The sequence below is a fragment of the Variovorax sp. CF079 genome (assembly GCF_900101545.1).
Taxonomy (GTDB): Bacteria; Pseudomonadota; Gammaproteobacteria; order Burkholderiales; family Burkholderiaceae_C; genus Variovorax.
This window is the reverse complement of the sequence record NZ_FMZU01000017.1, coordinates 38,177-51,225: the sequence shown is the minus strand read 5'-3', so window position 1 is coordinate 51,225 and position 13,049 is coordinate 38,177. Positions and strand designations below refer to the sequence as shown.

Annotated in this window: 11 protein-coding genes; 2 read left to right on the top strand and 9 right to left on the bottom strand. The window is 70.0% G+C overall.

The window, feature by feature from the left end; genetic code table 11:
* Positions 1 to 75: 75 nt before the first annotated feature.
* From BLS74_RS22165 to BLS74_RS22135, 7 genes are all read right to left on the bottom strand, one after another.
* Positions 76 to 1,629 carry a phospholipase D family protein gene (locus tag BLS74_RS22165; protein ID WP_093109307.1) on the bottom strand — a complete coding sequence of 518 codons (1,554 nt, stop codon included), beginning with the start codon at positions 1,627 to 1,629 and terminating at the stop codon, positions 76 to 78.
* Positions 1,629 to 2,273, bottom strand: a complete 645-nt coding sequence (locus tag BLS74_RS22160; protein ID WP_093109306.1) for a CDP-alcohol phosphatidyltransferase family protein — start codon at positions 2,271 to 2,273, stop codon at positions 1,629 to 1,631. The genes BLS74_RS22165 and BLS74_RS22160 overlap by 1 nt, the downstream gene beginning before the upstream one ends.
* A 34-nt stretch (positions 2,274 to 2,307) precedes the next feature.
* On the bottom strand, positions 2,308 to 3,123 hold the full coding sequence (locus tag BLS74_RS22155) for a glutamine amidotransferase (RefSeq protein WP_093109305.1): 816 nt from the start codon (positions 3,121 to 3,123) through the stop codon (positions 2,308 to 2,310).
* Between the two features lie 8 nt (positions 3,124 to 3,131).
* Entirely contained in the window at positions 3,132 to 4,556 is a 1,425-nt protein-coding gene (locus BLS74_RS22150) for a GTPase/DUF3482 domain-containing protein (RefSeq protein ID WP_093109438.1), read from the bottom strand.
* Positions 4,553 to 5,932 carry a DUF2868 domain-containing protein gene (locus tag BLS74_RS22145; protein ID WP_244503963.1) on the bottom strand — a complete coding sequence of 460 codons (1,380 nt, stop codon included), beginning with the start codon at positions 5,930 to 5,932 and terminating at the stop codon, positions 4,553 to 4,555. The genes BLS74_RS22150 and BLS74_RS22145 overlap by 4 nt, the downstream gene beginning before the upstream one ends.
* A gap of 315 nt (positions 5,933 to 6,247) precedes the next feature.
* On the bottom strand, positions 6,248 to 8,086 hold the full coding sequence (locus BLS74_RS22140; protein WP_093109304.1) for an ABC transporter ATP-binding protein: 1,839 nt from the start codon (positions 8,084 to 8,086) through the stop codon (positions 6,248 to 6,250).
* A 170-nt stretch (positions 8,087 to 8,256) separates the two neighbouring features.
* Complete coding sequence (locus BLS74_RS22135) at positions 8,257 to 9,144, bottom strand: LysR family transcriptional regulator (RefSeq protein ID WP_093109303.1); 888 nt, start codon at positions 9,142 to 9,144, stop codon at positions 8,257 to 8,259.
* A 79-nt stretch (positions 9,145 to 9,223) separates the two neighbouring features.
* On the opposite strand from BLS74_RS22135, the gene BLS74_RS22130 reads away from it, so the two are divergent.
* Both BLS74_RS22130 and BLS74_RS22125 read left to right on the top strand, forming a co-directional pair.
* Positions 9,224 to 10,048, top strand: a complete 825-nt coding sequence (locus BLS74_RS22130; RefSeq protein WP_093109302.1) for a DODA-type extradiol aromatic ring-opening family dioxygenase — start codon at positions 9,224 to 9,226, stop codon at positions 10,046 to 10,048.
* Between the two features lie 22 nt (positions 10,049 to 10,070).
* Positions 10,071 to 10,940, top strand: coding sequence for an alpha/beta fold hydrolase (locus BLS74_RS22125; RefSeq protein ID WP_244503962.1), 870 nt, complete (start codon positions 10,071 to 10,073; stop codon positions 10,938 to 10,940).
* 1 nt (position 10,941) lies between these two features.
* On the opposite strand, the gene BLS74_RS22120 is transcribed toward BLS74_RS22125, so the two are convergent.
* Together BLS74_RS22120 and BLS74_RS22115 are read right to left on the bottom strand one after the other, a co-directional pair.
* Positions 10,942 to 11,961 carry a Bug family tripartite tricarboxylate transporter substrate binding protein gene (locus tag BLS74_RS22120; RefSeq protein WP_244503961.1) on the bottom strand — a complete coding sequence of 340 codons (1,020 nt, stop codon included), beginning with the start codon at positions 11,959 to 11,961 and terminating at the stop codon, positions 10,942 to 10,944.
* A gap of 38 nt (positions 11,962 to 11,999) precedes the next feature.
* Complete coding sequence (locus BLS74_RS22115) at positions 12,000 to 12,992, bottom strand: Bug family tripartite tricarboxylate transporter substrate binding protein (protein WP_093109300.1); 993 nt, start codon at positions 12,990 to 12,992, stop codon at positions 12,000 to 12,002.
* Between the last annotated feature and the right edge of the window lie 57 nt (positions 12,993 to 13,049).

The window sequence follows — 13,049 nt, the reverse complement described above, 5'->3', positions numbered from 1 at the left end:
CTGTCGATTACAGGTTGCCGCTTGCAGGTGACGATTGCGTGATAACCCGGGTGAGCTGTCGCCGACGAGCCAGCGCTACAGCAGCCACTCGATCGGCAGGATCGAGAGGAAGTCGATCCACAGGCGCCGCATGGCGCCGGCGCCCGGCTCCGTCGTGTAGCGGGTTTCGCCCGCCGGGCCGCGGTCGATCCACTCCATGCCGCGTCCGTCGGCCGGCAGGCGCACCTCGTAGGCGAGCGTCGGAACGACATTGTCGATCTCAACGGCCAGCCGCTCGGCGAGCACGGGGCTGTCGATCACGACGCCCATCTCGGTATTGAGGTGCACCGAGCGCGGATCCAGATTGAGCGAGCCGACGAAGATGCGGCTGCGGTCCACCGCGAAGGTCTTGGCATGCAGGCTCGCGGCCGAACTTCCGCCTGGGTTCTGGCGCTTCTCCTCCTCCGGACGCGGCGGCGCAGCGGCGCTCGGCTTGAGCTCGTAGAGCACGGCACCGCCGACGAGCAGCTCTTTGCGGTAGCGGGCGTAGCCTGCATGGACCGCGCCCACGTCGGTCGCGGCCAACGAGTTGGTCAGGATGCGCACCTTCACGCCCTGTGCGGCGAGCGCGGCCAGCTCGCGCGTGCCGCCGGCGCCGGGCACGAAGTAGGGCGACACCAGGTCGAGCTCGCGCTTCGGCTCACCCATGGCCTCCTTGAGCAGGGGGAACATGAGCTGCTCTTCCTGCCCCGCCGCCGACTGCACCTTGGCGGGCACATCGCTCACCACGCGCGCATCGGCCCACTCGAAGGGCAGGCGGCGCTCGGCCACCTCGCGCATCAGCGGCGTCTGGCGCACGGCTTCGAGGTAACGCTGCGTCTCGGCTTGCCGCCGCAGCTGCGCCCACTGCTCGCGCAGCCGCGCTGCGGCATCCGCAGGCGCCGACGGCAGCAGGCTCGCGACCGGATAAGCAGCCTCGCTGTTCCAGTACAGGTCGAACTCGCGCGAGACCTCGCGCACCACCGGCCCGATCGCGATCACGTCCAGGTCCTGAAAGCCGAGCTGCAGATCGGCGCCGTAGTACTCGTCGCCCACGTTGCGCCCGCCGACGATCGCGACCTGGTTGTCCGCCGTGAAGGACTTGTTGTGCATGCGGCGGTTGACGCGCGAGAAGTCAAGCGCGAAGTCGCCGACCCGGAAGCCGCGATTCGCGAAGGGATTGAAGAGCCGGACCTCGATGTTCGGATGCGCATCGAGCGCGGCGAGGGTGGCGTCGAGTCCGCTGGTGTTGTTGTCGTCGAGCAAGAGGCGCACGCGAACGCCGCGCTCGGCCGCCTTGCTCGCGGCCTCGAACAGCAGCTGGCCGGTGGTGTCGCCGCGCCAGATGTAGTACTGCAGATCGAGGCTGCGCTCCGCGGCCTGGGCCAGCACCACGCGGGCCGCGAAAGCTTCCTGCGCGGCGACCAGCGGCAGGATGCCCGACTTGCCCGCATGCGTCGCCAGCTCCGGCGCGAGCGCCTGGCCGAGGCGGGTGCCGGCGGTGTCGGCGAGTGCCACCGACTCGCTGCGCTCGACACGGTCGGGCAGGCTGGCGCAGCCCGAGAGAGCCAGTCCCAGCGCGACGCAAGCGACAACGCGGGCGGCGCGCATCACAGCTTTGGAATGCGCAGCGTCTTGCTGATCATCAACGTGCCCGAGAGCGCGAACAGCAGCGTCAGCGGATGCAGGGCCCAGGGGCCGAGCATCCACACGCCGCCCCAGACCGCGTCGCCGATGCGGCCCTGCCAGGCGGCCCAGGCGAGCACGCCCACCAGCACCACGCTGGTCGGGATCGGCGTGCCCTCGAAGTACTTGACCTTGTCGGCGCCGGCCGAGAGCGCTTCGGCCGTGACGTTGTAGCGCGCCAGGCGGCTCACGCCGCAGCCGACGAAATAGATCAGGATCACGCAATCCCAGCCGCCGTCGAGCCCGGCGGCGAAGGCCAGCGCGGCGGGCGCCACGCCGAAGGAGATCACGTCGGCCAGCGAGTCGAGCTCGCGGCCGAGCGCCGATTGGGTTTGCCGCCAGCGCGCGATGCGGCCGTCGAAGACGTCGAACACGAAGGCGGCGGGCGCCAGCGCCGCGGCCCAGAGGAACTGCGCGAGCGACTGGCTCGCCACATAGGCCATCGAAAGGAACACGACGCCGACGCCGCAGGCCGCGTTGCCGAGCGTGAACACGTCGGCCAGGTGGAAGCCGCGGATCATCGAGAAATGCTTGCGGGCCCGTGCGACGACGGGTGGGGTGGTGGCCATGACTGTTCTTTCGAAGGGAAAGCTGCGCTGCACCTTAGCGCAACTGCGGGGGGCTTTCTGTAGTCGCAATCCGATGCCGGGCCCCGCGTTCAGCCGGGCCGGGCGTGCGCACTCCGGCGTCATGTTCTTCCGCGATGTGGGCGAAGCGGCCGAGCAGTTGCGCCGCCGTCGCGGTGCCGGCGACGCGCTCGCGCAGCGCGGCCGGGTCGATGCCATTTGCCTGCAGCTCGCCGGCCATGCAGTCGATGTAGCCGCGCATGACCTCGGCATCGAATTCGGGATGGAACTGTACGCCCCAGGCGCGCAGCCTGACGCGGAAGGCCTGGTGAGGTTCGAAAGCGTTGCCTGCGAGCAGCACGGCGCCTTCGGGCAGCCGCAGCGCGCGTTGCCAATGCACCTCCTGCGCGTCGAAGCGCGCGGGCAGCCCCTGCAGCAACGGGTCGTCCTTTGCCGTGTCGGCCAGCGCGATCTCGACGGTGCCGATTTCCAGGCCGCCCGGGTGATTGCCGGCCTCGCCGCCCAGCGCATGCGCCAGCAACTGGTGGCCGAAACAGATGCCCAGGACCGGCGTGCCGTGGGCGACCAGTTGCGCCATCCAGGCGCCGGTGGCTTCGCTCCAGGGCTCGCGGTGCGAGACCATCGCATGCGAGCCGGTCACGATCGCGCCCGAGATCTGTTCGGGCGGCGGCAGCGTGTCGCCGCGGCGCGGATCGAGCACCATGATCGGCAGCCGGGTGGCGCCGAGGCCGGCCGCCACCCAGTGCTCGAAGTCGCCACGGGCTTCGCGCAGCGCGTCGAAGGTCTCGCCGAGCTTGATGATCGCGAGGGGTCGGGGGCAGGTGTCTTCCATCTCCCGGATCATGCCGCAGTCTCGAGCGCTTCGATGGCGGCCGCGGCGCGCTCGGCCACCCGCGCCACTACGTCCTGGCGCTGCGGCGCCTCGCGCCAGCGCAGGCGGGCGCTGCTTTCCCAGTCGGGGTGGCTGCGTGCCGGCTGCGCGGCGCGCACGAGCTCGGCCAGGGGGCGCTGGGCGGCTTCGGTACTGCCCGCGGCCGCGCTGGCGGCGATGCGGTCGACGGCCGCATGGCCGCGCTGCTCCAACGCGCGCAAAAGCTTGAGCTGCCAGCTTGCGATCACGAACAGCACGCGGTCTTCCACCGTGAGCTCGTGCACGTCGCGCAGCTTGTTGGCGAGCTTGCGGCCCAGCGGCCCCAGGCCTTGCGAGACCGCGCCGCCGATGGCGCCGCCGAGCGCTGCGCCCGCACCCAGCGAGAGGCCATGGAGCGCCAGGTCGGCCACCACGCCGACGGCGGCACCGACGGCCACGCCCTTGCCGAGCAGGACGCTGGCGTCCTTCAGCGCCTCGGGGTGGAAGAAGTCCATGGTCCAGCGGCCTTCGACCATCGGCAGCGGCGCCTCGTCGGCATCGCCCTCGCGGAAACCGTAGAGCGCGAGCAGGTCGTCCGCACATCGCTGCGCCTTGTCGAACACGTCTTTCTGCAGCGCGGCGATCAGGCGCTGGCGGCTGCTTTCGACGGCGAATTCGACGGCCGATACGCTGCGGCGCATCGCGGCCGCATCGACCAGCAGCTCGGCGACGCGCGTCGCCGCCGCCCGACGCCGCTGGGCGAACTCGGCTTCGAGATAAGCGGCCACGCCGTCGAGCTGTGCGCGCCGGTCGCGCAAGAGCGTCGCGAGGTCGCGGTAGAGCTCGCGCTCGGCGCCGACGAAGGGCGCGGCTGCATCGAAGCGCACCACCACGTGCAGGCCGTAGGCCGAGAGCAGTTCTTTCCAGGCGGCCTCGCGAGTCGCCGCATCGCGCACGAAGTTGAGCACCGGCAGCACCGGCCGCGCGCAAGCGTTGAGGAGCTCGATCTCGGCGCGGAACTTGGGCAGCACCGGCTCGCGCGCATCGATCACCAGGAAGGCGGCATCGACCTCCAGCAGTGCCCGCAGCACCTTGGCCTCCTGCTCGAAGACGCCGTGCGCCTCGGGACCCTGGAGGAAGCGGCGCACGCGCTCGGGCGGCGTGAGGTCCTTGTCGTCGAAGGCGGCCAGATGTTCGCGCAGCGCGACCGCGTCTTCCAGGCCCGGCGTGTCGAAAAAGCGCACTGCGGCGCGGCCGCTCACCTGAAGCTCGACGGCTTCGACATGGCGCGTGGTGCCGGGCTGCTGCGACACCTCGCCGAAATTCACGCGCCGCGTCAGCGTGCGTAGCAGCGAGGTTTTGCCTGCGTTGGTATGGCCGACGACGGCGATGCGGATGGGCTCCGTCGTCGTCATGCCCATCCGCGCAACGCGGCCTCCGGTGCGTCGCTGGCGACGATGCCTTCCAGGCCGGCATCGGCCAGCCAGGCATGCCAGCGCTGAGGCGTCGCTTGCGCATCGCCGCCGAGCAGCCACAGCCGGCACTCGCTGCTGAGCGAGGCGACCTCGCGCAGGAAGCGCTCGGTGCCGCGGTCCGGGCTGGAAGCCGCGTTGCAGCCGACCAGCACGCGCCGCGGCCGTAGCCGGGCCAGTGTGTCGAGCAGTTCGCGCCGCGCGCTCGCGCTGCCGTCGATGCGCAACACTTGCGCGCCCGCCGCAGCGAGCGCGGCCGGCGGCCAGGGCAGCTCGTCCGGCAGTTCGAAGCCGATGGCCATCAGCGTGTCGGCGGTCTCGCCCGCGACCAGTCCGGTAGCAGCGTCATGCGGCAGGCGGCCAGGATCGGCATCCACGATCTGCCGCGGCGCCATCGCTTCGAAGCGCGCCAGCAGCCGGCGGTAGTAGGGCTGCGAAAGATCCGGCGCAAGCGCCTTCTTGCGCGCCTGCCAGACCAGCGCGCAGAGCAGCGCGAAGAAAAGGCGCGGTAGCAGCCCGTAGACCACGATGCAGCCGGTGAGCCACAGCGCCCAGGCGCGCTGGCCGGCCGCGGCGGCGAGCGGCGAAAGCACGGTCTGCGCGTCCGGCACCGGAAAGCCCAGCCAGGCCGGCGCCGCCCCGAGCAGCTGCACGCCGCGCACGAAGAAGGCCGGGTCGAGGATGGTCGTCTCCCAGCTCAGCGTGTAGTTGCGGAAGGCCAGCGCGAAGAGCAGGACGGCGAGCATCACCGCGAAGGAGAGCGACCAGATCGCGTGGCTCGCGAAGCCCAACGCCCAGGGCAGGAGGCGCGCGCGCGCCAGGAGGCGCGTGGCCGCGCGCAGCAGGATCGGCGTTTGGCCGCGCTTGCCGCCGGCCACGCGGGCCGTGAGCGCCAGCCACAGCCAGCCGAAGGAGGCGTTGAAAGAGCCCAGCGGCACCAACAATCCGAAGAGCCACAGCAGCAGGGTCAAGAGGTGCAGGCCTAGCAGGCTGGCGAGCGCCACCACCACGTTGATGCTGCGCGCGCTGCCGTCGACCACGCTGCCGGCGAGCGTGAGGCCGCCCGCGACGATCAGCGCCACCAGCGCCAGCAGCACCCAGGAGGCCCAGGCGCGGGCGCGTTCCAGTTCGTTCAGCAGGCCGATGCGCTGCCCGAGCAGGCGTGCGCGTTCGATGATCCGGCCACAGCCGTCGGACCGTAGCGCCATGGCCTCGCGCACTGCCTGCGCGTCGTCGAGCGGGCCCGCCTCTTCGACCAGTTGCAAGGCCTCGGCGATCGTCGCATCCTGGAAATCAAAGCGCTGCGCTGCGGGGTTCAACGGCTTCCTTCAAAGAGAGCGCGAAATTATGCCCGGCGCCCCCCGGCCGCTCGCTCATGAAAAACGGGGCCGCGATGGCCCCGGATCCGCGCCGAAAGGACGCGGAAAAAGCAACGGTGTGTTTATCTCAGCGAAGGCCGAAGAAGGAGAGCACGGCGACCACGACCACGACCAGCCCAACGATGTAGATGATGGAATTCACGGCGAGGACTCCTCTTGTTGAAGACGATTCCAGGGTGACAGGCACAGGATTTCAAGCTGTAGTCGGCTGTCTTCGCGCACTGTAGGACTCGCCGGAAAGCCTTTGGCCTTCTTTTACTCGTCGTCACCATCTCCCAGGAAGCCGCCGCTCTGATGCGCCCACAGCCGCGCATAGAGCCCGCCCTGCGCCAGCAGCGTGCGGTGGTCGCCCTGTTCGACCACGCGGCCCTCGTCGAGCACGATCAGTCGGTCCATGGCCGCGATGGTCGAGAGCCGGTGCGCGATTGCGATCACGGTCTTGCCTTCCATCAGGCGGTACAGGCTGGCCTGGATCGCGGCCTCGACCTCGGAGTCGAGCGCGCTGGTGGCTTCGTCGAGCAGCAGGATCGGCGCGTCCTTCAGCATCACGCGCGCAATCGCGACGCGCTGGCGCTGGCCGCCCGACAGCTTGACGCCGCGCTCGCCCACGTGCGCCTCGTAGCCGCGGCGGCCGTTCGGGTCGCCCAGCGTCTGGATGAAGTCGTGCGCCTCGGCGCGTTCGGCCGCCACGCGGATCGCCTCCGCGCTCGCGTCGGGCCGGCCGTAGGCGATGTTGTCGGCCACCGAGCGGTGCATCAGCGAGGTGTCCTGCGTGACCATGCCGATGTGCGTGCGCAGCGAATCCTGCGTCACGTGCGCGATGTCCTGGCCGTCGATCAGGATGCGGCCGCTTTCGAGATCGTGGAAGCGCAGCAGCAGGTTCACCAGCGTCGACTTGCCGGCGCCCGAACGGCCGACCAGGCCGATCTTCTCGCCGGGCGCGACGGTGAGCGTGAGGTCGTCGATCACGCGGCGGCCGCCGTCGGCGTAGCGGAAGCTCGCATGATCGAAGCGCACTTCGCCACGTGGCACGGCAAGCACGGCGGCATCGGGCGCATCGAGCACGGTGCGCGGGCGCGACAGCGTCTTCATGCCGTCCTGCACCGTGCCGATGTTCTCGAACAGGCTGGTCATCTCCCACATGATCCAGTGCGACATGCCTTGCAGCCGCAGCGCCATCGCGGTCGCCGCGGCCACCGCGCCGACGCCGACCGCGCCCTGCGACCACAGCCAGAGGCCCGTGCCTGCCATGCCGGCAGTCAGGCCCATGCTGAGCGTGTGGTTGGCGATCTCGAAGGCGCTCACCAGCCGCATCTGGCCGTAGCCGGTGATCATGAATTCCTTCATCGCCGCGCGCGCGAAGCCGGCCTCGCGCTGGGTGTGCGAGAACAGCTTGACGGTGGCAATGTTGGTGTAGGCATCGGTCACGCGGCCGGTCATCATGGCGCGCGCATCGGCCTGCGCCTTGCCGATCTCGCCGAGCCGAGGCACGAAGAAGACGAGCGTGGCGATGTAGAGCAGGAGCCAGATCACGAAGGGCAGCATCAGCTGCGGGTCGAGCACGGCCGCGAGCACGATCATGGTCGCGACGTAGACGCCCATGGCCACCAGCACGTCGGCCAGCACGAACACGGTCTCGCGCACCGCCAGCGCGGTCTGCATCACCTTGGCCGTGATGCGGCCCGCGAACTCGTCCTGGTAGAAGGCCATGCTCTGGCCCAGCATCAGGCGGTGGAAGTTCCAGCGCAGCCGCATCGGCAGGTTGACCGCCAGCGTCTGGTGCTTGACCACGGTCTGCAGCGCCACCACCGCGATGCTGGCGACCAGGGCCGCGCCCAGCCACATCAGCGTGTCGCCGCGCTCTTCCCACAGCCGGGCCGGCACCTGCCCGCCGAGCCAGTCGACGATGCGCCCGAGCATCGCGAACAGCAGCGCCTCGAAGGCCGACATCGCGGCCGTGAACAGCGCCATGGCGAGGATCTTGCCGCGCAGGCCTTCGGTGCAGGCCCAGAGAAAGGCGAAGAAGCCGAGTGGCGGCAGTGCGGGTTCGGCGGGGGGATAGGGATGGAGCAGTTTTTCGAAGTAGCGGAACAAGGCGGGCTGTCTCCAGTGAGGCGCCACTGTAACGGCGGGCAGGTGCTTGTGCATGCGCAAGGCCTATGGGTGTGCCATGGGTGCGGAGGCGGGCGGTGTGCCCTGCGCCGGCCGACGTCACCGGCCCTTCGGGCTTCCCTGAGCTGCTCGCGCCAGGCCAGAGCGAACGCCTATCGCCCCGACAAGCGCTCTCCCAGAAAGTCGATGAAGCTGCGCATCTTGGGCGCCATGTACTGGCGGCTGGTGTAGATGGCGAACAGCGTCACCGCCGGCGCGGTGTAGTCGGGCACCAGGCGCACCAGCCGTCCGGCAGCCAGGTCGTCATCGATGAGCCACTCGGGCAGAAAGGACATGCCCATCCCCGCGCGCACCGCATGCAGTGTGAGCGTGGTGTCGTCGGACTTCATCACCGGTTGCAGCCTGAGCGGCACCTGCCGCCCGCCCGGCCCCTTGAGCGCGAGCCCTTCGATATTGACGTAGCTCGGCACGATGGCGCCGAGCTTCGCCAGGTCGGCCGGCACGGCAGGTACGCCGGCGCGCGCGAGGTAGTCGGCCGCGGCGACCAGGTGGAACTGCAGGCGGCACAGCGGTCGCGCGATGAGCGCCGGCGAGGGCTCCTGCGTCGCGCGCAGGGCGAGGTCGTAGCCGTCGGCCGCGAGATCGACCTTGCGGTTCTCCAGGTGCATGTCGACCAGCACTTCCGGAAAGCGCTCGCGGTAATCGGCCAGCACGCGGGCAATGCGCGGCGTGGCGCACCACACGGGCGCGCTGACCTTGAGCTGGCCGCGCGGCGCCTCGTTCTTCTGGCCGATCGCGGCCTCGGCCGCATCGAGCAGGTCGAGCGCGCGCCGGCTCTGCTCGTACCAGGCCTGGCCCGCTTCGGTCAGGCTCAGATGCCGGCTCGAGCGATGCAGCAGGCGCGCGCCGAGCGACTTCTCGAGCTGCGCCACGTGCTTGCTGGCCATCGGCGCCGAGACGCCCAGGCGCTCGGCCGCGGCGACGAAGCTGCCCGATTCGACGACGTCGCGAAACACGCGCAGGCTGGTCAGCCGGTCCATGGTTGATTTCCTGCAGAGAAACGATTCGATGAATCCTAGCCTATCGATTTCTCGAAGGGAAATCTCTAGACTGGCAGTCATGACCACGCAAACCCTTCCCACCTATTTCATCTCCCACGGCGGCGGCCCCTGGCCGTGGATGAAGAAGGAAATGGGCGATGCCTATGCCCAGCTCGAAGCCGCGCTGGCCGACATGCCGCGCCAGATCGGCCGCCGGCCCGACGCCATCCTGATGATCTCGGCGCACTGGGAAGCGCCGGCGTTCACCGTGATGGGCAACCCCAAGCCGCCCATGATCTACGACTACGGCGGCTTCCCCGAGCACACCTACCACGTGCATTACGACGCGCCCGGTTCGCCCGAGCTCGCGCGGCGCGTGCAGGGGCTGATCGAGGCCGCCGGGCTGCCCGCGAGCCTGGATCCGGAACGCGGCTTCGACCACGGCATGTTCTCGCCGATGGCCGCGATCTATCCGAAGGCAGACGTGCCGGTGGTGCAGCTGTCGCTCAAGCGCGGCCTCGATCCGGCCGAGCACCTGGCGCTGGGCCGGGCGCTCGCGCCGCTGCGCAACGAGAACGTGCTGATCGTCGGCAGCGGCCTGAGCTATCACAACCTGCGCAACTTCGGTCCGCAGGCGCATGAGCCGTCGAAGGCCTTCGACGACTGGCTGGCCGCGACCGTGGATGCGGCGCCGGCGCAGCGGGCCGAGCGCCTGCTCGACTGGTCGCAGGCGCCCGCGGCTCGCATTGCGCATCCGCGCGAAGAGCACCTGATCCCGCTGATGGTCGCGGTCGGCGCCGCCGAGCAGGACACCGGCAAGCGCATCTACCACGAGGACGCCTTCATGGGCGGCATCGCGGTGTCGAGCTACCGCTTCGGTGCGGCGGCCGGCGACGCGGCTTGATCGACGCCGGCACAATGTGCCGGTGCCAGATCTCCACACTTTCGACCCCGTGGCCGATGCCCAGGCGCATCGGCTGATTGCCCGCACCGACGCGCTGTCCATTCATCACGATGCCTTGCACGACGGCCTGCGCGTGCGCTGGCGCCGCTTCGGCGACGGCCCGCCGCTGGTGCTGCTGCATGGCGGCCATGGCAGCTGGATGCACTGGCTGCGCAATATCGAGGCGCTGTCGGCCGCGCACACGCTGTGGCTGCCCGACATGCCGGGCTTCAACGACTCTGACACGCCGCCGCGGCCCGCGCCGGGCCAGGAGGCCTTGGGCCCCTCGCTCGATGCAATGGTCGCCACGCTCGACAGCCTGATCGGCGCGCAGACCGAGATCGACCTCGGTGGCTTCTCCTTCGGCGGCCTGGTGGCGGCGAAGTTCGCACTCCGGCGCGGCGGCATCCGGCGCCTGGCCCTGATGGGCAGCGGCGGGCACGGAACGATGCGTCGCATGACGGTCGACATGATCAACTGGCGCGCCGCCGAGGACCGCGAGGAAGAGCGCGCTGCGCTGTTGCACAACCTCGGCGCGCTGATGCTGCACGAGCCCTCGGCCATCGATGCGCTGGCCTTCGCCATCCATGACGTGTCCTGCCACGGCACGCGCTTTCGCAGCAAGGAAGTCTCGATGACGGGCGGGCTGCAGGCCGCGCTCGACGCGCTCGGCGGGCCGCAATTGCTGGTCTGGGGCGAACACGACGTGACGGCCGATTCGCGGCCGCTGGTTGCGCAGCTCACGGCCGGCCATCCTCAGCGCGAGGGCGCGGTGGTCGACGGCGCGGGCCACTGGGTGCAGTACGAGCGCGCGGCCGAGGTGAATGCGCTGCTGCTGCGCTTCTTTGCCTGAGTTACTGCTTCGTCAGCCCCAGCCTGCGAATGATGTCGCCCCACTGGTCGTAAGTCGTGCGCGTGAGTTCGGCCAGCTGCTGCGGGCTCGAGGCCTCGGCTTCGTAGGCCCCCTGGCGGAAGAACTCGCGCGTGGCGGGCATGGCCAGCACCTGCGTCAATGCCGCGTTGAGGCGGGCCACGACCGGCCCGGGCATGCGCGCCGGGCCGTAGAAGCCGAGCCAGCTCGCCATGTCCAGGTCGCGCACGCCCTGTTCCGTCATGGTGGGTACGTCGGGCAGCATCGGGCTGCGGCGCGGTGCGGCCACGGCCAGCATCCGGACCTTGCCCGTTGCCGCGTTCTGGATGGCATTGGGCGCGGCGTCGAAGTAGTACTGCACGCGACCCGCCAGGAAATCCTTCGCCGCATCGGCGCCGCCCTTGTAGGGCACGTGCACCACGTCCAGTCCGGCCTGGCGCGCGAAGGCCTCGCCGTAGATGTGCGAGGAGGTGCCGGTGCCGAAGGAGGCATAGCCCAGCTTGCCGGGATTGGCCTTGATGTAGGCGACGAGTTCCTGCACGTTCTTCGCCGGCACGCTGGCATGCACGGTCAGCACCAGCGGTCCGCGCGCGCCGAGCGAGATCGGCGTCAGGTCCATGAAGGGGTCGTAGCGAACCTGCGCCAGCGTCTGCGGGTTCTGCGCCACCACGGAGGAGGGCGCGTACATCAGCGTGTAGCCGTCGGGCGCGGCGCGGATCACTTCCTCGGTGGCTAGGATGAAGCTGGCGCCGGGCCGGTTCTCCACGATCACCGGCGTCTGCAGTACCTCGGTGAGCTTGCTGGCGACGAAGCGCGCCTGTGCGTCCGATGCGCCGCCCGCGGCCAGGCCGAGCACGATGCGGATGGTTCTTCCTTTTTCCGGGAACGCCGGTGTCTGGGCCAGCGCGGCGAAGGCGCCCGCGCCCGCCAGCCATGCGAGGACCCGGCGGCGCGCGATGCCGGCGCATTGGAGCCCCCTTGGCGCTGCGCGCCTTCCCGCCAAGCGGGAGCGAGCTTGCTTGGGGCGGCCCGGCGCGGCGCTCATTGCTTCGCGAGCCCCACCTGCCGGACCATGTCGCCCCAGCGCTCGTAGGTGGCGCGCGTGATGCTGGCGAACTCGGTGGGCGTGGTGGCGCCGGCCTCGTAGCCGCCGGTGCGGTAGAAGTCACGCACCTGCGGCATGGCCAGCACCTGCGTCAGCGCCGCGTTGAGCCTGGCGACCACCGGCGCCGGCATCTGCGCCGGTCCGTAGAAGCCGAGCCAGCTCGGCAGGTCGAGCCCGGCCACGCCCTGCTCGGCCAGGGTCGGGACATCCGGCAAGGCCGCGATGCGCGCTGCCGCTGCGACGGCGAGGATCTTCACCTTGCCGGTGCCGGAAGTGATGACCGCCGACGAGGCCGAGTCGAACATGTACTGCACGCGGCCGCCGATCAGGTCCTTCGCCGCGTCCGAGCCGCCCTTGTAGGGAATGTGCACCGCGTCCAGCCCGGTCTTCTGGACGAAGGCCTCGCCATAGATGTGCGAGGAGGTGCCGGCGCCGAAGGAGGCATAGCTCACCGTGCCCGGACGCGCCTTGACGTAGGCCACCAGCTCGCGCACGTTGTTCACCGGCACGCTGCTGCTCACCGAGAGCACCAGCGGGCCGCGGCCGCCCATCGAGATCGGCGTGAAGTCCTTGAAGGGGTCGTAGGGCACCTGCGACAGCGTGTGCGGGTTCTGCGCCATGGTCGACGAGGGCGCGTAGAGCAGGGTGTGGCCGTCGGGCAGGGCGCGCGCGACTTCGCTGGCGGCCAGCATGGTGCTGGCGCCGGGCTTGTTGTCGACGATCACGCTGGTGCCCAGCAGCTCGCCGAGCTTCTGCGCCACGATGCGCGCCTGCGCATCGGTGCCGCCGCCGGCGGTGAAGCCGACCACGATGCGGATCGGCTTGCCCTTGGCCGGGAAGTCCTGCGCCATGGCCAGCGGCGCCAAGCCCAGCAGCGCGATGCCGGCCAGCACGATCCCGGCACGGCGGGCGCTGAGGAACGCGTCCATGCTTGTCTCCTTGTTCAATTGATCCATTAAACGGACTATCGACTCATTAATATTGAA

Coding starts and splice junctions, on each gene's coding strand:
- BLS74_RS22165 (WP_093109307.1), bottom strand. CDS start 1,629: ATGCGCGCCGCCCGCGTTGTCGCTTGCGTCGCGCTGGGACTGGCTCTC.
- BLS74_RS22160 (WP_093109306.1), bottom strand. CDS start 2,273: ATGGCCACCACCCCACCCGTCGTCGCACGGGCCCGCAAGCATTTCTCG.
- BLS74_RS22155 (WP_093109305.1), bottom strand. CDS start 3,123: ATGGAAGACACCTGCCCCCGACCCCTCGCGATCATCAAGCTCGGCGAG.
- BLS74_RS22150 (WP_093109438.1), bottom strand. CDS start 4,556: ATGACGACGACGGAGCCCATCCGCATCGCCGTCGTCGGCCATACCAAC.
- BLS74_RS22135 (WP_093109303.1), bottom strand. CDS start 9,144: ATGGACCGGCTGACCAGCCTGCGCGTGTTTCGCGACGTCGTCGAATCG.
- BLS74_RS22130 (WP_093109302.1), top strand. CDS start 9,224: ATGACCACGCAAACCCTTCCCACCTATTTCATCTCCCACGGCGGCGGC.
- BLS74_RS22115 (WP_093109300.1), bottom strand. CDS start 12,992: ATGGACGCGTTCCTCAGCGCCCGCCGTGCCGGGATCGTGCTGGCCGGC.